Origin of the sequence: Lactococcus formosensis, assembly GCF_018403745.1 — a bacterium.
In the GTDB taxonomy this organism is placed as follows: Bacteria; Bacillota; Bacilli; order Lactobacillales; family Streptococcaceae; genus Lactococcus; species Lactococcus formosensis.
The window spans coordinates 235,982-256,081 of record NZ_BOVP01000001.1 but is presented as its reverse complement, the minus strand read 5'-3'; the positions used below and the strand labels follow the sequence as shown (position 1 = coordinate 256,081).

At 35.9% G+C, this 20,100-nt stretch carries 26 protein-coding genes and 1 pseudogene; 22 read left to right on the top strand and 5 right to left on the bottom strand.

Features of this window, described 5'->3' with window-relative positions; genetic code table 11:
• Positions 1-2 precede the first annotated feature (2 nt).
• From KJS37_RS01300 to sufB, 6 genes are all read left to right on the top strand, one after another.
• Positions 3-1,259, top strand: coding sequence for a glycosyltransferase family 4 protein (locus KJS37_RS01300; protein WP_213495548.1), 1,257 nt, complete (start codon positions 3-5; stop codon positions 1,257-1,259).
• A gap of 77 nt (positions 1,260-1,336) precedes the next feature.
• Positions 1,337-2,107 (top strand): Fe-S cluster assembly ATPase SufC, encoded by a 771-nt coding sequence (gene sufC, locus KJS37_RS01295; RefSeq protein ID WP_213495546.1) that lies wholly within the window; start codon positions 1,337-1,339, stop codon positions 2,105-2,107.
• Between the two features lie 69 nt (positions 2,108-2,176).
• Positions 2,177-3,433 carry a Fe-S cluster assembly protein SufD gene (sufD, locus tag KJS37_RS01290; protein ID WP_213495545.1) on the top strand — a complete coding sequence of 419 codons (1,257 nt, stop codon included), beginning with the start codon at positions 2,177-2,179 and terminating at the stop codon, positions 3,431-3,433.
• Positions 3,433-4,644 (top strand): cysteine desulfurase, encoded by a 1,212-nt coding sequence (locus KJS37_RS01285; RefSeq protein ID WP_213495544.1) that lies wholly within the window; start codon positions 3,433-3,435, stop codon positions 4,642-4,644. The genes sufD and KJS37_RS01285 overlap by 1 nt, the downstream gene beginning before the upstream one ends.
• A 24-nt stretch (positions 4,645-4,668) precedes the next feature.
• Positions 4,669-5,124: a Fe-S cluster assembly sulfur transfer protein SufU gene (gene sufU / locus KJS37_RS01280; RefSeq protein WP_096368628.1), complete on the top strand. Its 456-nt coding sequence runs from the start codon at positions 4,669-4,671 to the stop codon at positions 5,122-5,124.
• Between the two features lie 24 nt (positions 5,125-5,148).
• Positions 5,149-6,546: a Fe-S cluster assembly protein SufB gene (sufB, locus tag KJS37_RS01275; protein ID WP_165711421.1), complete on the top strand. Its 1,398-nt coding sequence runs from the start codon at positions 5,149-5,151 to the stop codon at positions 6,544-6,546.
• Positions 6,547-6,710: 164 nt separating this feature from the next.
• Here the strand turns inward: sufB and KJS37_RS01270 are convergent, their stop codons facing one another.
• The 4 genes from KJS37_RS01270 to KJS37_RS01255 all read right to left on the bottom strand — a co-directional run bounded on the left by KJS37_RS01270 (position 6,711) and on the right by KJS37_RS01255 (position 10,535).
• Positions 6,711-7,850 carry a tyrosine-type recombinase/integrase gene (locus KJS37_RS01270; protein ID WP_213495543.1) on the bottom strand — a complete coding sequence of 380 codons (1,140 nt, stop codon included), beginning with the start codon at positions 7,848-7,850 and terminating at the stop codon, positions 6,711-6,713.
• A gap of 122 nt (positions 7,851-7,972) precedes the next feature.
• Positions 7,973-9,469, bottom strand: a complete 1,497-nt coding sequence (locus KJS37_RS01265; protein WP_213495542.1) for a GIY-YIG nuclease family protein — start codon at positions 9,467-9,469, stop codon at positions 7,973-7,975.
• A 119-nt stretch (positions 9,470-9,588) separates the two neighbouring features.
• On the bottom strand, positions 9,589-10,179 hold the full coding sequence (locus KJS37_RS01260; protein WP_213495541.1) for a hypothetical protein: 591 nt from the start codon (positions 10,177-10,179) through the stop codon (positions 9,589-9,591).
• Positions 10,180-10,190: 11 nt separating this feature from the next.
• The gene (locus KJS37_RS01255) at positions 10,191-10,535 is read right to left on the bottom strand and encodes a helix-turn-helix domain-containing protein (RefSeq protein ID WP_213495540.1); all 345 of its coding nucleotides are present in this window, start codon (positions 10,533-10,535) and stop codon (positions 10,191-10,193) included.
• Between the two features lie 299 nt (positions 10,536-10,834).
• Between KJS37_RS01255 and KJS37_RS01250 the strand changes: the two genes are divergently transcribed.
• From KJS37_RS01250 to KJS37_RS01195, 12 genes are all read left to right on the top strand, one after another.
• Positions 10,835-11,053 (top strand): hypothetical protein, encoded by a 219-nt coding sequence (locus tag KJS37_RS01250; protein ID WP_019335592.1) that lies wholly within the window; start codon positions 10,835-10,837, stop codon positions 11,051-11,053.
• Between the two features lie 14 nt (positions 11,054-11,067).
• Complete coding sequence (locus tag KJS37_RS01245) at positions 11,068-11,328, top strand: hypothetical protein (protein ID WP_019299080.1); 261 nt, start codon at positions 11,068-11,070, stop codon at positions 11,326-11,328.
• A 9-nt stretch (positions 11,329-11,337) separates the two neighbouring features.
• Positions 11,338-11,535, top strand: a complete 198-nt coding sequence (locus tag KJS37_RS01240) for a hypothetical protein (RefSeq protein ID WP_213495538.1) — start codon at positions 11,338-11,340, stop codon at positions 11,533-11,535.
• A gap of 81 nt (positions 11,536-11,616) precedes the next feature.
• Positions 11,617-12,015: a DUF2800 domain-containing protein gene (locus KJS37_RS01235; RefSeq protein ID WP_017370187.1), complete on the top strand. Its 399-nt coding sequence runs from the start codon at positions 11,617-11,619 to the stop codon at positions 12,013-12,015.
• Positions 12,016-12,026: 11 nt separating this feature from the next.
• Positions 12,027-12,707 carry a Sak single strand annealing protein gene (locus KJS37_RS01230; RefSeq protein WP_213495536.1) on the top strand — a complete coding sequence of 227 codons (681 nt, stop codon included), beginning with the start codon at positions 12,027-12,029 and terminating at the stop codon, positions 12,705-12,707.
• Positions 12,697-13,113 (top strand): single-stranded DNA-binding protein, encoded by a 417-nt coding sequence (gene ssb, locus KJS37_RS01225; protein ID WP_213495534.1) that lies wholly within the window; start codon positions 12,697-12,699, stop codon positions 13,111-13,113. Before KJS37_RS01230 ends, ssb begins: the two co-directional genes overlap by 11 nt.
• Before the next feature lie 98 nt (positions 13,114-13,211).
• Positions 13,212-13,538 (top strand): HNH endonuclease, encoded by a 327-nt coding sequence (locus KJS37_RS01220; RefSeq protein WP_213495532.1) that lies wholly within the window; start codon positions 13,212-13,214, stop codon positions 13,536-13,538.
• Positions 13,538-14,344: an LvrA C-terminal domain-related protein gene (locus KJS37_RS10380; RefSeq protein WP_244851280.1), complete on the top strand. Its 807-nt coding sequence runs from the start codon at positions 13,538-13,540 to the stop codon at positions 14,342-14,344. Before KJS37_RS01220 ends, KJS37_RS10380 begins: the two co-directional genes overlap by 1 nt.
• On the top strand, positions 14,328-14,612 hold the full coding sequence (locus tag KJS37_RS01210; RefSeq protein WP_213495530.1) for a hypothetical protein: 285 nt from the start codon (positions 14,328-14,330) through the stop codon (positions 14,610-14,612). Before KJS37_RS10380 ends, KJS37_RS01210 begins: the two co-directional genes overlap by 17 nt.
• 13 nt (positions 14,613-14,625) lie before the next feature.
• The gene (locus KJS37_RS01205; RefSeq protein WP_213495529.1) at positions 14,626-14,775 is read left to right on the top strand and encodes a hypothetical protein; all 150 of its coding nucleotides are present in this window, start codon (positions 14,626-14,628) and stop codon (positions 14,773-14,775) included.
• A complete protein-coding gene (locus KJS37_RS01200; protein ID WP_213495526.1) occupies positions 14,772-15,176 on the top strand; it encodes a RusA family crossover junction endodeoxyribonuclease in 405 nt (134 codons plus the stop codon). Before KJS37_RS01205 ends, KJS37_RS01200 begins: the two co-directional genes overlap by 4 nt.
• A 108-nt stretch (positions 15,177-15,284) precedes the next feature.
• Positions 15,285-15,566: a hypothetical protein gene (locus tag KJS37_RS01195; protein WP_213495524.1), complete on the top strand. Its 282-nt coding sequence runs from the start codon at positions 15,285-15,287 to the stop codon at positions 15,564-15,566.
• A 103-nt stretch (positions 15,567-15,669) separates the two neighbouring features.
• On the opposite strand, the gene KJS37_RS01190 is transcribed toward KJS37_RS01195, so the two are convergent.
• Positions 15,670-16,059: a DUF805 domain-containing protein gene (locus KJS37_RS01190; RefSeq protein ID WP_213495522.1), complete on the bottom strand. Its 390-nt coding sequence runs from the start codon at positions 16,057-16,059 to the stop codon at positions 15,670-15,672.
• A 165-nt stretch (positions 16,060-16,224) separates the two neighbouring features.
• Here KJS37_RS01190 and KJS37_RS01185 point away from each other — a divergent pair, with 165 nt between their 5' ends.
• The 4 genes and pseudogenes from KJS37_RS01185 to KJS37_RS01170 all read left to right on the top strand — a co-directional run bounded on the left by KJS37_RS01185 (position 16,225) and on the right by KJS37_RS01170 (position 20,085).
• A complete protein-coding gene (locus KJS37_RS01185) occupies positions 16,225-16,620 on the top strand; it encodes a DUF722 domain-containing protein (protein ID WP_213495520.1) in 396 nt (131 codons plus the stop codon).
• Between the two features lie 395 nt (positions 16,621-17,015).
• Complete coding sequence (locus KJS37_RS01180) at positions 17,016-18,206, top strand: glucosaminidase domain-containing protein (protein ID WP_244851278.1); 1,191 nt, start codon at positions 17,016-17,018, stop codon at positions 18,204-18,206.
• 160 nt (positions 18,207-18,366) lie between these two features.
• Positions 18,367-18,872: pseudogene (locus KJS37_RS01175) on the top strand (terminase small subunit).
• Positions 18,865-20,085: a PBSX family phage terminase large subunit gene (locus KJS37_RS01170; protein WP_213495518.1), complete on the top strand. Its 1,221-nt coding sequence runs from the start codon at positions 18,865-18,867 to the stop codon at positions 20,083-20,085. Before KJS37_RS01175 ends, KJS37_RS01170 begins: the two are co-directional and overlap by 8 nt.
• Positions 20,086-20,100: the final 15 nt, after the last annotated feature.

The window sequence follows — 20,100 nt, the reverse complement described above, 5'->3', positions numbered from 1 at the left end:
ATATGATAGATACCATAAAAGAAATCCCGATTAAGGGAATTCCCTTCACAGTTGAGTTCTTCATTGTGCTCTTCGTGACATTCGGAATGTCCCTGGTTTTTACCCCATTGATGACCTTTGTTTCACGCCGGATAGGAGCAGTAGATAAGCCCAATAAGCGACGTGTCAATACGAAGATAATGCCTTCAGCAGGTGGCTTAGCTATTTTTGCATCCTTTGCAATTGCGACTCTTTTTATCCTTCCGATGATTGTTTACCCGCAGCTTCCGCTAATGAGTCCCAAACAGGTGACTGAAGGAATCAAGCCTCATTTAGTGACTTATATTAGCTACATTGCACCTTTTATTGTAGCTGGCGGTATTGTCGTCATAACAGGACTCATTGACGACATTAAAGAAATCTCTCCCAAGATGAAGATGGCTGGGTTGCTTCTCGCTGCGTCAATCACATGGTTTTTTACCCATGCACGCTTTGATAATCTTAAAATCCCTTTTGGAGGCCCTTTTCTTGAGTTCCCTACTTGGCTATCCTTTATTTTTACCGTTTTCTGGATTGTTTCGATTACAAATGCGGTTAATTTGATTGATGGACTAGATGGCTTAGCTAGTGGTGTCTCTGTGATTTCGCTTTTTACCATGGGCATTGTGTCTTACTTCTTTTTACCAGGATCAAGCATCTTCTTACCTATTACCATTTTTACCTTAGTTGCGGCCATTATGGGCTTCTTTCCGTATAACTATCATCCAGCGATTATCTATCTGGGAGATACTGGAGCTTTATTTCTTGGCTTTATGATATCGGTTGTATCGCTGCAAGGTTTAAAAAATGCGACGGCTGTAGCTGTCTTGACTCCACTTTTGATTTTAGGAGTACCATTAACAGACACTATCGTCGCAATGGTTCGCCGGAAATTGAACAACCAAAGAATTTCCAGTGCTGACAAAATGCACCTACATCATCGCTTGATGTACATTGGCTTTACACATCGTGGTGCCGTATTAGTCATTTATGGTATAGCTGGAATTTTTGCCTTTATTTCATTGATCCTACAAGTTTCAAGTCGGGTTGGTGGAATATTCTTAATTATTGCATTACTGCTTGGATTAGGGCTCTTTATTGATTTGGTCGGTATACTTGGTAAAGATCGTCAACCTTTCCTTAATGTTTTGCGGTTTATTGGGAGTTCTGAGTATCGAGAGCAAGTTATAAACAAGAAACGCAAAAGAAAATATAAACATGACAAAACAGAACGGAAATGAGCTTTTCGTCTGTTTTTTTTGTTATAATGGAGGGTGAAGTGTAAAAGATATTTTACTTATGAATTGAAGGAGTTAGAATGGCAACTTTAGAAATTAAAAATCTTCATGTAAGTATTGAAGATAAAGAAATCCTTAAAGGTGTAAACCTTACAATTAACACTAATGAAGTACATGCAATCATGGGCCCAAATGGTACAGGTAAGTCAACCTTATCGGCTGCAATTATGGGAAATCCAAGTTACACTGTTACTGAGGGAGAAATTCTCTTTGACGGCGAAAATGTCCTTGAACTAGAAGTCGATGAACGTGCTCGTCTCGGATTGTTTCTTGCGATGCAATACCCGTCAGAAATCCCGGGTATTACAAACGCTGAATTCATGCGTGCAGCCATCAATGCTAAACGTGCAGAAGATGACAAGATTTCTGTAATGGATTTCATTAAAAAATTGGATGAAAATATGGAATTACTTAACATGAAAGAAGAGATGGCGGAGCGTTACCTCAATGAAGGCTTCTCTGGTGGAGAGAAAAAACGAAATGAAATCCTCCAACTCTTGATGTTAGAACCAACTTTTGCTATTTTGGATGAAATTGACTCTGGGCTTGATATTGATGCCCTTAAAGTCGTCTCAAAAGGTGTGAATGCTATGCGTGGTGATAGCTTTGGTGCTCTTATCATCACCCACTATCAACGTTTACTCGACTATATTACTCCAGATGTTGTCCACATCATGATGGAAGGCCGTGTCGTTATGACAGGTGGAGCCGAACTTGCAAAACGTCTTGAAAAAGAAGGTTATGCTAAAATCTCTGAAGAATTAGGGATTGAATATAAGGAAGAAGCATAAGTTGAGGTCGTGTAAGTTATTAGGACAGAAAGTCTTAAATGACCAAACACATCATGGAGATACAATTAAATGAATGAAAAAATAAAAAATTTCTCGCTCATGCATGCTGAACCAAGTTGGTTATCAGAACTCCGTCAAACAGCTTTTGAGGCTATGACAGAGTTAGATATGCCTAATATTGAGCGCGTGAAATTCAATCGTTGGGGCTTGGATAATACAGAGATAGGGGATTCTGAGCCAAGTGGAAACGTACCAAGCTTTACAGAATTGCCTAACCATCCACTTTTGGTACAAGTGGGAAGTCAAAATGTTATGGAACAAATGCGCCCAGATTTGGCTGAACAAGGTGTTGTTTTCACTGATTTTGCCTCAGCAATGGAAGAAATTCCTGAGATAGTCGAAACTTATTTCGGCAAAGCTGTGAGTTATAAAGAAGATCGCTTAGCAGCAAGTAATGTTGCCAGTTTTAATTCTGGTGCAGTCTTATATATTCCGGATAATGTCGAAATTGAGGTCCCTGTAGAAGCAAAGTTCTATCAAGATTCTGAGTCAGATTTGCCTTTCAATAAGCACATCTTAATTATTGCTGGTCGCAACAGTAAGCTTGATTATTTGGAACGTTTAGAAAGTATCGGTGACGGAAATGTTAAGGTTACAGGAAATATTTCTATCGAAGTCATTGCCCTTGAAGGCGCACAAGTAAAATTTGCTGCAATCGATCGTTTAGGGGAACATGTGACAGCTTATATCAGTCGCCGCGGTCATTTAGCAAATAATGCCACAATCGATTGGTCTATCGGAACAATGAATGATGGCAACGTTATTTGTGACTTTGATAGCGATCTTAAAGGTGATGGCAGTCATTCACAAATCAAAGTTGTTGGATTATCTATGGGAAAACAAATCCAAGGGATTGATACTCGTGTGACAAACTTTGGCCGTAATTCAGTAGGACATATCTTGCAACATGGTGTTATTCTTGATCGAGGCACATTGACTTTTAACGGAATAGGTCAAATCATGCGTGGGGCTAAAGGGGCAGATGCGCAACAGGAAAGCCGAGTATTAATGCTTTCAGACCGTGCTCGTAGTGATGCAAATCCCATTTTGCTGATTGAGGAAAATGACGTAACTGCTGGACACGCAGCTTCTATCGGTCAGGTCGATCCTGAGGATATGTACTATCTTATGAGTCGAGGATTAGATGAAACAACAGCCAAACGTCTTGTTATTCGAGGTTTCCTCGGTGCAGTTGTGACTGAGATTCCAATTAAAGCTGTTCGTGATGAATTCATCTCTATTATTGAGAGAAAGTTGGCAATCTAATGATTGACTTAAAAAAAGACTTTAAAATTCTTAATCAAAAAGTTAATGATGAACCATTAGTCTACTTGGACAATGCAGCCACCACCCAAAAGCCACAGCAGGTGTTGGATGTTTTGACAAACTATTATGAGCATGATAATGCCAATGTTCATCGCGGGGTTCATACCCTTGCAGAGCGTGCAACTGCAGATTATGAGGCGGCACGTGAGAAGGTTCGAAAGTTTATTCATGCTGCGTCTACGAAAGAAGTATTGTTCACTCGTGGAACAACAACGAGCTTAAACTGGGTTACAAAGTTTGCAGAGCAAGTCTTAACAGCAGGTGATGAGATTATTATTTCTGTTGCGGAGCACCATTCAAACTTTGTCCCATGGCAACAAGTCGCTGAAAAAACAGGGGCTCTTTTGAAGATTGTTTATCTGAAAAACGGTGCTTTGGACATTGATGACTTAAAGGAAAAACTGACTGCCAAAACAAAGTTTGTAAGTTTAACCCACGCCTCAAATGTTTTAGGGTCGATTACTCCGATTAAGGAAGTTGCTGAGTTGGTTCATCACTACGGTGCTTACTTTGTTGTCGATGGCGCCCAATCTGTCCCGCATATGAAAATTGATGTCCAAGACTTGGATGTGGATTTCTTTGCTTTTTCGGGTCATAAAATGTGTGGTCCAACAGGAATTGGTGTTCTCTATGGAAAAGAGGCTTTACTGGATCAAATGAACCCTATCGAGTTTGGTGGGGAAATGATTGATTTTGTTTATGAAAGTCATTCGACATGGACAGAGTTACCGTGGAAATTTGAGGCAGGCACGCCAAATATTGCTGGTGCTATTGCGCTTGGTGCAGCCATTGATTACCTTGAAACAATAGGAATGGACGTTATTCATCGCTATGAGCAAGAGCTTGTGGCCTATGTTATGCCTAAACTAAAAGCGATTGACGGTTTAGAAATTTATGGACCAGAAGCAGTAGAAGAGCGAAGTGGTGTGATTGCTTTTAATATTCAAGGTCTTCATCCTCACGATTTAGCAACGGCTTTGGATATGGAGGGTGTTGCTGTACGCGCGGGTCATCATTGCGCACAGCCTTTGCTGCATTCCCTTGGGCAATCATCAACTGCACGCGCAAGTTTTTATATTTATAATACGAAGGAAGACTGCGATAAACTTGTGGACGCTCTTTTAAAGACAAAAGAGTTTTTCGGCTTATAGTATTAAGAAAAACGGAGAAAAAGAATGGCACTTTCAAAATTAGATAATTTATACCGTGCAGTAATTCTTGATCACTCTTCTGCTCCGCGCCATGCAGGTGAACTCCAGCAGGCTTGTGTTGTTGATTTGAACAATCCAACCTGCGGTGATGTCATTCGCTTGACTGTTGCGTTTACAGAAGATAAGATTAGCGATATTGCCTTTAGTGGGCACGGTTGTACAATTTCAACAGCATCTGCTTCAATGATGACGGAAGCTGTTATTGGCAAGACAAAAGCAGAAGCTTTGGAATTGGCACGGATTTTTTCAGAAATGGTGACGGGTCACGAAGATCCTGTGCAAGAGCGCCTTGGAGACGCTCAATTCCTTGCAGGAGTTTCTAAATTTCCGCAACGGGTAAAATGTTCAACTCTGGCGTGGAATGCCCTGAAAAAAGCGATTGAGACAGATGGTACTGCTACTGTATCTGAAACTCACTAGAATGCATATAAAGAGAGGAAAATAATGACAGAAGAAGTTCCAGTATTAGAAGAATATAAATTTGGTTTTCATGATAATGCTGAGTTAGTTATGTCTACAGGAACAGGTCTGACAGAAGATGTGATTCGTAAAATGTCGGCCGCAAAAGAAGAACCAGAATGGATGCTGGATTTCCGCCTCAAGTCCTTCGAAGCTTTCAAAAAATTAGAGCTTCCAGAATGGGGACCTGATTTATCAGACATTGATTTTGATGATGTAGTGTATTACCAAAAACCCACCGATAAACCAGCACGTACTTGGGAAGAAGTTCCCGATGAAATTAAGGAAACCTTTGAAAAAATTGGTATCCCAGAAGCAGAGCGTGCTTACTTGGCAGGAGCTTCGGCACAGTATGAATCAGAAGTTGTTTATCACAACATGAAAGAAGAATTTGAAAAGCTCGGTATCGTCTTCACCGATACGGATTCTGCTCTGAAGGAATATCCAGAACTTTTCAAAAAATACTTTGCAAAACTTGTCCCTCCAACAGACAATAAATTAGCCGCCTTGAATTCAGCAGTTTGGTCAGGAGGAAGCTTCGTTTACGTGCCTAAAGGGGTAAAATGTGAAATTCCTATCCAAGCCTATTTCCGTATCAATAACGAAAAATCAGGACAGTTTGAACGTACTTTAATCATTGTTGATGAAGGAGCTTCTATTCAATATGTGGAAGGCTGTACTGCACCAACATATTCATCAGCCAGCTTACACGCTGCTGTTGTGGAAATCTTCTGTGAAGAAGGTGGATATATGCGTTATTCAACCATTCAAAACTGGTCAGATAATGTCTATAACTTGGTAACAAAACGTGCCAAGGCAGAGGCAAATGCGACCGTGGAATGGATTGATGGTAACTTAGGCTCACGTGTCTCTATGAAGTATCCAGCTGTCTATTTAGACGGTCCTGGCGCACGTGGTACAATGCTTTCAATCGCCTTTGCTAACGCAAATCAAGAGCAAGATACAGGTGCCAAAATGATTCATAATGCACCAAATACAAGCTCATCAATTATTTCTAAATCCATTTCTAAATCTGGTGGAGCCGTAAACTATCGTGGACAAGTAACCTTCAATAAAAACTCTGCACATTCTAAATCACATATTGAATGTGACACGATTATTATGGATGATATTTCAAAATCAGATACAATTCCATTTAATGAAATTCATAACTCACAAGTTGCCTTGGAACACGAAGCTAAAGTATCTAAAATCTCAGAAGAACAGTTATACTATCTGATGAGCCGTGGTTTAACAGAAAAAGAAGCCACTGATATGATTGTGATGGGCTTTATTGAACCCTTCACAAAAGAGCTTCCAATGGAGTACGCAGTAGAACTTAACAGATTGATTTCTTATAGCATGGAGGGTTCAATCGGTTAATTGTTTCTTAGTGCCTTTATAACTGGCTTTACGGTTGTTTTTCTTTATTACAAGAAAACAAAGGGGCAAAGAAGGGGCATGAAAATAAAAAGCGTAAAATATAGTGCTATCAATGAATCCTACAATTATAAAAAGTGCCCCTTTAATTTTATGAGGGGCACTTTTTATTTTAGTTCATTTAACTTTTTAACTATATCAACTTTGACAGATTTGGTAACATGTGAGTAAATGCTTAGAGTAGTTTTATAATCTGTATGTCCTACTCTTTCCATGGCAGCACTCAGCGGGATACCTAATTCTGCAAGTAGGGCAACATGTGAGTGACGAAAAATATGCGAAGTTAAATGTTTATTGATTTTTGCTTTTTCTGCTGCTCGCCGTATCACTACATTTAAAGTATCTAAATCAATTGCTGAACCATTAACACTAAAGAATATATAATTATTTTTATTGAAATCTTTCCCTTTGACTGATCTATTAAGTTCCAGTAACTCCAGTTGTGATTCAATTATTTTAATAATATTATCTGGAATCGTTATTGTCCTGTAGGAAAAATCTGTCTTTGGAGTTGTTTTTATCTTCAATGCTCGATCATATGTTCCATTTATTGTTACGAGACCATTCTCTAAATCAATATCTTTAGTAGTTAAAGCAGCAGTTTCTCCATATCTTGCTCCAGTATAGGCCATAAATTCTACGAAATTTGCTAAATGATCTACTCTTGGAGTAATCCTAAGTATTTTTAATAATTGTTTTATTTCGCTTAATTCAAGGTAACTCTCTCTTTTTTCTTGGACTTCTTCAAATGATTTTACTTTTTTTGGTGATTTAACATAACTTGCTTCATTTTTATCAAGATACCCCATACGTACACCGAAATCAAGAATAGAATGGAATCGTTTTTTGAAACCATTATAGTAACTATAAGCATAGCCCTCATCCATCATTTCGTTAACTAACTTTTGAATTGTTCTACGTGTAATATTTCTTGCCGGTGTAGACTTCGGAATATTATCCTTTATTCTATTATCGTGAGCAATTAGACCACGCTTTGAAGAATCTTTAACTGTTGGGGACCAGTTCTTGAAATACTCTTCATATAGTTCCCAAAAAGTAATATTACTTACATCAGCATCTTTTACGTGCTTATCAATCTTTTCTTGGAGAAGACGTTGTGCCTCCTTTTGCGCCCTTGAAGTATTTTTGTCGAGTGTAATTGACACTTTCTTTAACTTTTCGGTTAAAGGGTCACGATATCTCTCAAAATATTTATATTTACCGTTTTCTAAAGCTTCTACCCACATTTGATTTCTACTCCTTTTTTCTGTAAAATAGAGTACAAGAAAACTTCACGTAATTCGTGTTGTTTCTGTACTAGATCTAAAGCCGCCCCACAGTCGCCAAACTTGGGCGGCTTTTTTATTTTTTAAGCTATTGCATTTTCCATCATTGCTAATGATTGGTTATATTCCTGGGCAAGTATCGTTTTGTTAAAACTTGCAGTTGGATCAATTTCTTCTATAATACTTTCTATTTGATTAATATCAACTTTGAAAAATTCTTTACGAAGATTTACTTTATTCACGCGATTATTAGTAAGCATACGATGTAGTTTATTCTCTAAACCAACAGCATCGTCACTGAATACAAAAGCATGGACATCAAATTTAAATGGAACTGATGCGCTACCTAGTTCATCAATTCTTTGTTGAGGTTCCAACCTTCTTGTCATACCTATTTTAAATATATTTTCACCAAATGAGCCAAGATTAGAAATAATATAAACATACCCAGCTTTACCTAAGGAGAGCTTAGCAATTTCTTCCTTCTTCGTTTCAACAGAGGATAACTGATTTTGCAATTCTAAAATACGAATTCTAAGTTGCTCAATTTTATTTGTATCTGTTTCATTTTCAAGTAATTGAGAATTCTTTTCAATCTCGGTTTTATATTTACTTTCTTCAATTGATAGTTTCTTTTTCTCAGCTTCCATCGCTTTTCGTTCTTCGGCTTCTTGTTTCATCTGTTCTTTAAGCTGACGCTGTTCTTCTTTTTCACGTTCACGGTAAATAAAATATTTATACTCTATGTCGAGTAGTTCTTTATAAAGAGGCTCTATTTCAAGAAGGAATTTAGTAATTGTAGGTAAAATTGTTTGATTACCATCTCCTGCAATAATAAGGAATTTATTTATTATTTCTTTTAATTTATCTTTTGAATCTGATAACTTATTAAATGATAAATTATACATTAAAATCTTTATCTCAGATTGTAGACCAATAATCATTAAAGAGTATATGGTCATATTCGACTTAGTAGTATAATTCTTTTCATATTTTTTGAGGACATTTGTGATTTCTTTACTTGTAGCTCTTGATAATTTTCTGAGCTCTTTTGAATCTTCTGAGTGAAGATGTAGATTTGAAACAGTATCTATCAATCCATCTTTAGCATAGACTTCCTTTATATTTTCATAAATTGCTTCATTATCATAATAGGGATATTCTTTATGGAGAGTTTTGATAAGTTGAAGTTCAGAACGGAACTTACGACCTTGTGTTTTTAGGCGATTATTCTCCTTTAATAGTTTGGTGTTTTCTTCAATTAGAGTTTCATTCTCTTTGATTGTTTGATGGTATTGCTCTGTGAGATTAGATACGTATATTTCGGCTTCTTTTCGAATATTTTCACTATCTTTATTCGCTGAATTAATTATTTCTAATCTTAAATTTTCGTTTTTTTGAGCAAACTCTTCAGAAACTTTTCTGATTAATAACTCTTGATCATCAATTAATTTTTGATTATCTTCAAGATTTATTTCAATAGTGTTTAACTGAAGCTTGAGCTTAACTAAATATCTATTTTTTTCCTCAATATCTTTATTTAGCGTAGTTAGTTGTTTTAATTTTTTAAATATATTCATCTGTTTTTAAATTTTTCTCGTAAATGTGGGAATTATTTTACTTGGTTTTCAAAGTAATATTGGAATTCTGACAAGTAAAGTTTCCTTTGTCAGAAAATATTCCCTATTATTTTATCTTATCAACATGCATAATCTAGTTGCAAAACTATTTTAAATATTTCAACTGCTGCATCATACTCTTCGTATGGCAAATTATATGCTTCAAGAAATTGATAAGTATTGATTTGTTCCACAACATCAAAATGCGAAATATAGTCAATAACACATTCCTTTAGTGACATTTTGCTATAGTCTTTTATCTGGCTATCCTCTTTGTTTAATTCTTTTATAACTTCTGCGTTTACTTTGCAAAGAAGAGAAAAAGAAGTGTCACAAGGACAGCCAGATATTTCAATAAACTTTTGAAAAAGCTCAAAGTTCCCTCCTTCAGTTATGAATATATTCCATAAAAAGAGAATTGCTTCTTTATTCGTTCGCTTCTCTTGTGAGCTAGTTGTATCGCACTCTCCAAGTCGATAGCTGTCATTATTTTTAATATGCATTAATTCATGACATAATTTGAAAGCTTTAACAGTTGTGGGATTAAATATCGTTATCTTTTTTCTATTGTTTGTTACAGCGTCTAAAGGAAAAGAGTTGTCCCCGATAACTTCAATTCCATATTTTTCTATTTCAAGGATTATACGCTCTATTAGTTCCTGTTCGTTCATAGAGCCCCCGATTAGTCTTCAAGACGTTTACCTAAAATAAGTTTTAATGCTGTTTTAACTTCATCAGTTAGTGGTTTACCATCAAAAGAAACCCATTCATCCCAATCAACTTTACTTTCATCTACTAAATCAGCAAGATCTACAGGTTCTTTAGTTACTGTGTTCTTTTTTCCACCTAGCAAGTAATCAACGGTGACATGAAAGTAATCAGCTACTAGTTTAACATTGTTAACACCGGGATTTTTTCTCCCCCATTGTCTTATAGTACCATTTGCGATTCCTAGCTTTTCTTCAAGTTGTCGAATCGAAATATGTTTTTGAGCGGCAAGCTCTTTTATTCTTTCGTACAAATCCATTAGTATCAACCTTTCAGAGGTAATACAAAAAATAACTGTAGAATAAAGATACTTTATAGTTGACATATACGTATCGATAGTCTATAATAGTTTTTGTAAAAATAAATTGTATTTTTAATAAAGAAACCCTAAATAAATACTAAATTAACAACGCCGCCAAGCAAGTTTTATATAGTGTTTTATAGGCTCTTTAATTATGCTTTTATTATAGATTATTGATACTCATATGTCAAGGATAAAATAGATTAAAAACTAAATTTTCTTTACAAAAACTATATTTTGAGAAAACGGAGGAGATTATGACACAAGAAAAATTTGAGCGCTATCGTAAAGCTGTAGAGGAGTTGAAAAAGAAGAAAGGGTACACTAATGCTTTTCTAGCAAGTATCGCTTCAGAGAAAGCAGATTCTAAAATTCCTGCTAGTCGTATGTCAAATGTTATGAGTGGTAAGGAAAACGGAAAAGCAGCATTAGTAATTTTAGCTGATATTGCCTTTATCTACGATTTGGATGTTTAGAAGGGGTAAGAAAAATGCCATATGCAAAAATAACATACCTTCCAGTTGATAAGAATGAAGATGCTGAATGGTGTGACAAAGAACACCTCATGCAGAAGTGGGAAGGGTTAAGTAAACCAACACTTACTGCTTGGCTAAAAGAAATGCGAGAAAGGCCAGAATTTAAAAAAGGAGTCTTAAATCCTACGCACAAAATAGTTTTTATTAACAAAGAAGTTTTTCAAGAATTTGTTCAATGGAAAGAAGCCACTCGGTATAGAAGTTACAAAAAATAAGGAGTTAAAATGTTCGGAGTAAAATCATCTCGAGAAAAAGAGCTTGAAAAAGAAAATGAATATTTAGCAGAATCATTAGTAAACTGTGAAGAAGCATTAGATGAATGGATAATCTATGCTGAAGGACTTAATAATGAAGTTCAAGAATTGAAGAATGAAATAGCAAGACTCAAAATATTAAATAATAATTTGAAAAATAAAAAATAGCTCCTGGCGGCAACCAGAAGCTGAGTAGAAATTTTTGCAATGTTTCTACTCTAATTATAACAAAAATTGGAGGAATTAAAAATGAGTTTACAGCTAATACCAATGGACAGAGAAACTGGTGAGGTGCTTGAGTTTCGTCCATCAATGATTAAAGAATTGGATAATAGCGATTTAACCGCATTTTTAGAAGCAGTAAAGGCTGCAGATAAGATGAAGAAAGAGGCGGAGAAAGAAGTTAAGAAGCGCCTTGATGAGGGTCAAAACTTTACTCGTTTATCTTATGGGAAGCAACAGTTTACCAGAGAAATTGTTATGGATAATACTGCTAAAACAGCGCTTATTAGAAAATATGGGCTGGATAGTGTCGAGCCATTGTCAGTTGCTAAATTGGAAAAGAAATATGGTGAAGATATTTATAAAGATATTGAACAGTTTATCATCCAAAAACCTAAGAAAGCAAAAATTGAATGGGACAAATAGGAGAATAATTTATGGTAGAAAATAAAACTCCGTTTGAAACGCTTTATTATATCGACGTAAGCAATAATGTGGAGACAAAAAAATCAGGAAAAACGACATTATCCTATCTAAGTTGGACCTGGGCATGGGCAGAATTTGCAAAAAGATTTCCTAATGCGACGTATGAAATTGAGAAATTTGAAGCTCCAGATGGCACAAAGAGACCTTATATTTATGATGAAAATACAGGTTATATGGTTTTTACAAATGTCACGATTGATGGACTAACTCATGAAATGTGGCTTCCAGTTATGGATGGGGCAAATAAAGCCATGAAATCAAAACCATATAAATATATGACTAAATACAATGGAGAAAAGTCAGTTGAAGCTGCTTCAATGTTTGATGCGAATAAAACTATAATGCGTTGTTTAGTTAAAAATTTAGCTATGTTCGGCCTTGGACTTTATATCTATTCAGGGGAAGACCTTCCAGAAGTAGATGAGGAAGCAAAAGAAAAAGAAGCTGCAGACTTTAAGAAAAAGGTAAAAGAACACGAGAAAAAAATAGATGCTTTAGAAACAACAGATGCCATTAAAAAATATTGGAATATGTTGCCTCAAGCGGAAAAACAAGCTACTAAAGAATTTGTTATTAAAAAGGGTGAAACCCTCAAGCTACTAAAAGAGAAAGAAGATATAAATGATAAATAATGTTGTGTTGGTCGGACGTATTGTCCGTGAACCAGAATTAAGATATACCCCTCAGAATACTGCAGTAGCTACTTTCACTTTAGCAGTAAATCGCCGTTTTAAAAATGCTCAGGGTGAACGAGAAGCAGATTTTATAAACTGTGTTATCTGGAGACAGCCTGCTGAAAACTTAGCAAATTGGGCAAAAAAAGGCGCATTAGTTGGTATTACTGGAAGTATACAAGTAAGAAATTACGAGAACAAAGAAGGTCAACGTGTTTATGTTACTGAAGTACTGGCTGACAATTTCCAAATGTTGGAAAGTAATTCAAATAAAACAGAAAAAGGGAAAACTAAATCTCAACAAGATAAAGATCCTTTTGCCGGGGCACCAATGGAAGTCTCAGATGATGATTTACCATTCTAAATGACAGACACTAGGCTTCGGTGCAGGAAGGACCGAGTAAGTCGGGCGCTATGTACTCAGGGAGACCCAGCGTTAACCTATTGTTTATGGAGGAATATATGACTCAAGAAACATGGAAAAAATTAGAATACATTAACTCTCCACGAATTGTTGGAAAAATTGTTGGAGAATATGAAATTAGTAATTATGGAAATATTCGTCAAGTATTGACAGATAATATCCGTAGAAATTTGAAATTAAACACAAGTTCAGACCAACGTCCAAGATATAGTTTTGTATTAGACAATGGCAAACGAGTAATGCCTTTTATGCATCAACTTGTGGCTCAAACTTTTATTGATAATCCAGAAGGGTTGCCAAATGTAAAACACATAGATGGGAATAAAACTAATAATTATGTCGGAAATTTAAGGTGGGCAAGTTGATGCAAAGTATTAAGAGAAAACGTGCTGGAGATAATTTTACAATTCTTAGTAATGAATTCTTGCGAGATGAAAACTTATCTCTTAAAGCAAAAGGATTACTTGCATACATTCTTAGCTTACCTGATGATTGGAAAATTTACTTTGAAGAAGTTGCTAATCATCATAAAGACAGTGCTAAAGCTGCTCGTATAGCATGGAAAGAACTTGAAGAACAAGGATATGCTAAAACAACAAGAGTAGTAGATCCTGAAAACAAACAAGTTAAGCAATGGAAAAAGGAAGTTTCTGATTTTAAAAACCCAGATTACCAAAAGCCACATGTGGCAAACCCAGAAGTGGGAAACCCACAATGTGGAAAAGGGCAGCTACTAAATACTAATAAACCAATTACTGATAAACAAAATACTAATCCTAATAAAGATAATATATCGGACAAGTCCGATAAAGAATCTGATTTAGAAAATAGATTTTCTTTGCTTTGGAAAATGTATCCAAATAAAAAAGGAAGACCAAAAGCATTAACAGCATATAAAAAGGCTGTTAAATCTGGTGTAACTGATAAAGAGATTCAAACTGGTATTGAAAACTATTTAGCAGAAATAAGTGCAAAGGGGACTTCAAAAGATTATATCAAACATGGGAGTACGTGGTTTAACGGTAAAGGTTGGGAAGATGATTATGACACAACACCTAGACAACAAGCCTTCACAGCGAATAATAAAATCGTGAAGCCAGCTCCTGAATGGTCTGGATATCAAGAACCAGAATATACTGATGAGGAGATAGCAGATGTCTTTAAGGACTAAATCACAGTGGCTTAAAACCCAACGAGCTGTTGACTCATTTATTAATGCTGCAGAGGATTGTTGTACTGGAGTAACACCAGAGCATTATAGAAAGTTTACAGATTGGTATTTTGAAAAGTCACGTAAAATAGCATTGAATTATATGACTTTTGTTTTGTATATTACTCGTTCTATTTATAGCGTGGATCAGCTCAACGAGATACGGCAAGATAAAACTTTGGGGAAAATAGAAGTTCTACCAGTAGATCGATGGATTACCAAAAATTAGAGAAAGGTAAACAATGTCAAAACCAACAAAAGCAGAAAAATTAGTCCAGGACAGAGTTTCTAAGGAAGAGATGGCCGCCATGAAAAGAGCTAGAGAAAATAATAAAGAAACTAAGTATTTTCACAAAGAGTTTCGTAAACAGATTGCGAGATTAGGTAAATGAAGTTTTCTTTTGAGCTGCAGAAGATGCCAACAACGGCACAGCAGAAAGGCGTTTCTTATAAAAACGGTAATCCTGTATTTTATAACCGAAAAGGAACTCAAAACTATGAGTTACAAGGTGCATTAAAAAAAGCAGCACCTAAGCTGCCTTTCCCAAAAGGTACACCGCTTATTCTAGATGTTGTCTTCACGTATGCAATCAAACAGAAGAAGTTGTGGGGCGAGTATAAACAAACGAGGCCCGATTTAGATAATCTCATGAAGAATCTACAGGATTATATGACTAAATTTGGATACTACGCCGACGACAGTCAGATAGTGGTTCTCTGTGCAAGAAAATTTTATGGAAACAAAAATAAAATTGAAATAGAAATAACTGAGTTAGATAGCTCAGGAAACTAAAAAATCATGCTAATTTCGCTACTTAAATATGTTTTGGATAGGGGATTGTGCCTTGTACATTTAAAACGTACGAGAGAGCGAAATACAAGCGTATAAGAAAGAGGAGAAATGACAAAAGAAATAGGAACATTATTTTTAATTTTGACTGTATCAATTGTGTCTTACACATGGTGTGCAATCCGAGCTAATAAAGCACGTCGATATCATGAAAGACAAGGGGATAAAGCTACAGAAGTATTAGAACAACTCACCAAGCTTCAAGGATCATCAGCAACTCCTTATAGAAAAACAGTTAAATGTGATAACTGCCATGAAAATACAGCAATGGCAACAGTGGACCATAAATTACTCTGTAAGTCTTGCTATGATCAGGTTGAGGTGGAAGAATGATAGTTTGGGCTTTATTTGACAGCGGAAACGGATGTTATAAACGCTCCGCTGATGAGTTAGTTGAGTAAAATAAAAAACTAGCCATAAGGCTAGGGTTTAAAATTTATCTATAACTATAACTCATTTGAGTTTCTTTATCTGGAAGAGTTAAACAATAGGCGAGTATAAAAGGTCCTGCATACGGGACAAGGAAGAGGAATAAAGTTCCCCAACGAAGGCCAGCGTTATTCAGTCTTCTGATTGTGATTGTAAGTGTAGGTATGAACGTTAACAAAAAATATAGAGCTGTCAGATATATGCTTCCCATTACAAGGATATCATCTGTTATACCTGTGCTATTACTTTGACGAATACCAACGCCGATTATCAGAGTAATAAATAGAGCAGTATAGATGATAAAGTGAGTAAGTATGATTTTCCAAAAATCACCTACATTACATTCATCTTTAAAGTTGGAAAATTTTTTCCAAAATGTTTTATATGTGTTTTTCATGTTTACCTACTTTCTATAAGTCTATTATACTTTCCAAGATAGAAGATAACACTTACAAAAGTGTAATAAAAATAACCCGTTTTAACCAAAATAAAAAAGCTCATTGGGATGGGCTTAATAAATGAGTTATTCTATCTAAATTAGAACATAAAGGGGGACTAATACATGGCAGATAAGTTAGATTTATTAATTAGTGATTTTATGACGGGTATGCTTCAAGTGAAGATAAATTCTCGTGAATTATGGATCACTCGTCAGAAAAAGGAAGAACGAATTGGAAGTAGTGGAACAAGTGAAAATACGGCACCTCAGGAACGAAGGATGATGATTATTGAAGAAGATAATAAACTTCAACAAATGATTGATCAGCAAAGAGTGCTCAATGAATTGATGGGAACTGTAAGTCCTGAAATTAGAACAATTATCACTCTAAGATTCAAAGATAAAAAACAATGGTGGCAAATTGGAGCTAGACTTTACATTGATGAACGGACTGCAAGAAGAAAATATGAGAACTTGAAGAGCCTACTTAGAGATTCTCTATGGTGTGATTTAGTATAGAAATCAGTGTCCGTTTTCTGTCCGTTCAGTGCCGTTTTTAAGTGAGATAATAGTAACATGAACAATTCAGTAAAACACAAATAACATGTTCGGTTGAGTAAAAAGTACTGAAATTGTTTCATAATCATTAAGATAATAAATTAATATAGATTATCTTATGACTTCAAAAATGGTAAGACTATAAAAAGTCGTTGGTTCGATTCCAACTTGAAGTCATTCCTAATGGAATTACAGCTGTATGTTTATTTAGGAAATGTAAGTGAGATGACGATAACACTTGCGAATATAATGAAACATAAATAACCTATGAGAAAGAAGGAGATATGACAACAGAAGTTGAAAAAATTTATGATCCCTTAGTAGGAAGCACGGTTGGTAGCGGAGAATGTGGTGCATTGACTAGTGACTACATGCTTCGTATGACGGGCGGTAAATATCAATGGGCAGGAGAACCTGGAGGAGGACAGTTGCCACCTGGGACAATTCCTGATAGTGCATGGACTGTGTACACGACGACAAATTGGGGTGCAATAGGTTTTGAAAAAATTGACAACCCCTCGTTTTCTCAAGTAAGGGAAGGGGATATGTTCTTTACATCTCCTGCAAAAACAGGGATATGGTCAGGACATACGGGTATTGTAGCTAATACTTATAACAATAACATTACGACATTTGAACAAAACTATACGGGAGTAAGAGTAGTTCAAAAAATGCCCAATCAAAATTCATGGTCTGTCTATAGTGGATTTGATGGCATAGTTCGTAAAAAAGGTAATTCATCTACTCCTTCGCCAGGAGGCCAGTACACAGGTGGGTCATTAACCAATGCAGGTAATACTATTTCGCAAGATAATATTCGATTAGTTATTAGTTCTGCAAGAAAATATAATATTAAACCTAGTTTTCTCATTGCACAAATGTTTGTAGAAAGCCATTGGGGTAACCCAAACATTTCTGCAGTGGGTTCTATTGATAATAACTGGAGCGGTATTTCTGAACCATTTCGTGCTCCAGCAGAACTTGGTATTTCAATGAGTCGTGGGACTGCTCGTCCTTCTAATGAGGGAGGCTATTATGTTCACTTTACAACAATGGGAGACTTCTTTAAAGCATACAGTTTCATATTGTCAAAAAGTAATGGCTTATACAATGTAGAAGGTGCGACTACTATTGAAGCATATTGTAAGGGATTGTTTAGAGTAGGTGGCGCAAATGCTGATTATGCAGCAAGTGGCTATGAACATTATCTCTCAATGCTTGTACCGACTTATAATGCAATCAACCAACAAAATCTAGGGAAATTACAATTAATAGATTCAAGTAATGACGATAATAATAACCAAGAAGGAGAAGAAGACGAAATGATTAAATTTAAAGTTATTGACGGTGGAGCAAAAGGTACAAAGGGTTATCTTTATAACGGTCGCTTTATTGTCGGTGGTGCGACAGGCGATTCTAATGTTGTTTACCATAAATTGACACTAATGGAATCAACAGGGAAAATTAATCCAATTTATGATGATATTAGTACTGGGGAGTATCAAGTATTGTGCTCTTTATTCCCATCACATAAAAATAATAAATAAAGTTAAGTAGCTAAAGGTGGTCTCGTAGTCAAGGTTCGATTCCTTGATTGGTTATATCAGGTACTTACAGGGAGTGCCTGACTCTAGAAAATACTTATAAACACTATCCTGTTGAAGCTGTCAGAAATGGCGGCTTTTTGCATATCTAAAGGAGGGAGGTATGAAACTAACTGAAAAACAGAAGAAATTTTGTGATGAGTATATTAAATTAGGTAATGCGAAGGAAGCAGCGATAAATGCTGGATATAGTAAAAGAACGGCAAAATCTATAGGAGCTGAAAACCTTACTAAACCTGACCTAAAAAAATATATTGACGAACGGATGGCTCAATTAGCTTCTGAGCGTATTATGAGCGCACAGGAGATACTTGAAAGACTTAGTCTGCTAGTGCAGAGATAACAGAAACGGTTGTAGTAGCTAACGCAGAGGGTTATTCGGAAGTTGAGAAGCCTCCTGACTTTAAAGTGCAAATACAAGCTATGAAAGAACTTCTTAAACGGTATCCAAGTAATGATAAACTTTTGGAACAACAGCTTAGAAAACTTACTGCTGAGGCTGATATGGCAGAACTTAAAGTAGAGTCAGCTAAAAATTCCTCTAATGAAACTGTGGAAGAAAAACTTGATACATTACTCGGTAAGATAAGCGGTGAATTAGATGATTAGCGACGTATATACAAAGAAGCAGATTGAAGTATTGAGACAAACGGTAAATAAAGATTGGTTTATTACATTGCTTCATGGTGCTAAACGTTCTGGAAAAACAAAGATCAATAACGATCTTTTTTTATTTGAATTAAGACGTGTGAGAAAGATTGCAGATGAAGAAGGAATAAAAGAGCCCATGTATATATTGGCTGGTGTTTCTTCGAGTACGATTCAGAAAAATATCTTGCAAGAACTTTATAACATGTATAATATTGAGCCGAAATTTGATAAACACGGTAACTTTAAACTCTTTGGTGTCAAAGTTGTTCAAGCATATACAGGAAATATTGGAGGTGTAGGTGCAATTCGTGGTATGACTGCACACGGAGCTTATGTTAATGAAGCTTCATTAGCAAGGCAAGAAGTATTTGGGGAGATTGTTTCTCGCTGTTCAGGTACTGGAGCTAGAATATTAGCTGATACCAACCCAGATAGTCCAGAGCATTGGTTGAAAAAGGAATATATAGATAAGAAAAACGAAAATGTTAGATCTTTTCAATTCCAACTGGATGATAATACTTTCTTGTCTCAACGTTATAGGGAAAATATTAAGGCAGCAACACCAAGTGGCATGTTTTATGATCGAGATATTAATGGACTATGGGTTTCTGCTGATGGTGTTGTTTATCAAGATTTCGATGCGAGCAAGCACTACATTCACTCTAAAGATTTGCCAAGCTTATCCACATTTTATTGTGGTGTTGACTGGGGTTATGAACACTGGGGTTCTATTGTTGTATTTGGGGAAACAGATGATGGTACAGCATATCTTATTGAGGAACACGCTGCACAGTTTGAAGAAATTGACTACTGGGTAGAAGTTGCTAAAGGAATTCAAGAGAGGTATGGGAAAAAAGTTCCTTTTTGGTGTGATTCAGCTCGTCCAGAACATGTTGCCAGATTCCAAAGGGAAAGAATAAATGCTTTTAACGCAGACAAAGCCCGACTAAGTGGTGTAGAAGCAGTTGCCAAACGTTTTAAGACAGAGAAGCTATTCATTTGCCAAGATAAAGTAGAAAAATTCAAAACTGAAATTTATCAATATATCTGGGATAAGAAAAAAGGTGAACCAATCAAAGAATTTGATGATGTTCTTGATGCTGTTCGATATGCTATTTACAACCAAAGTAAACCGAAGGCGAAAATTAAATCATTCAAGAGGGGGTTATAGTTGGATATTAAGCCA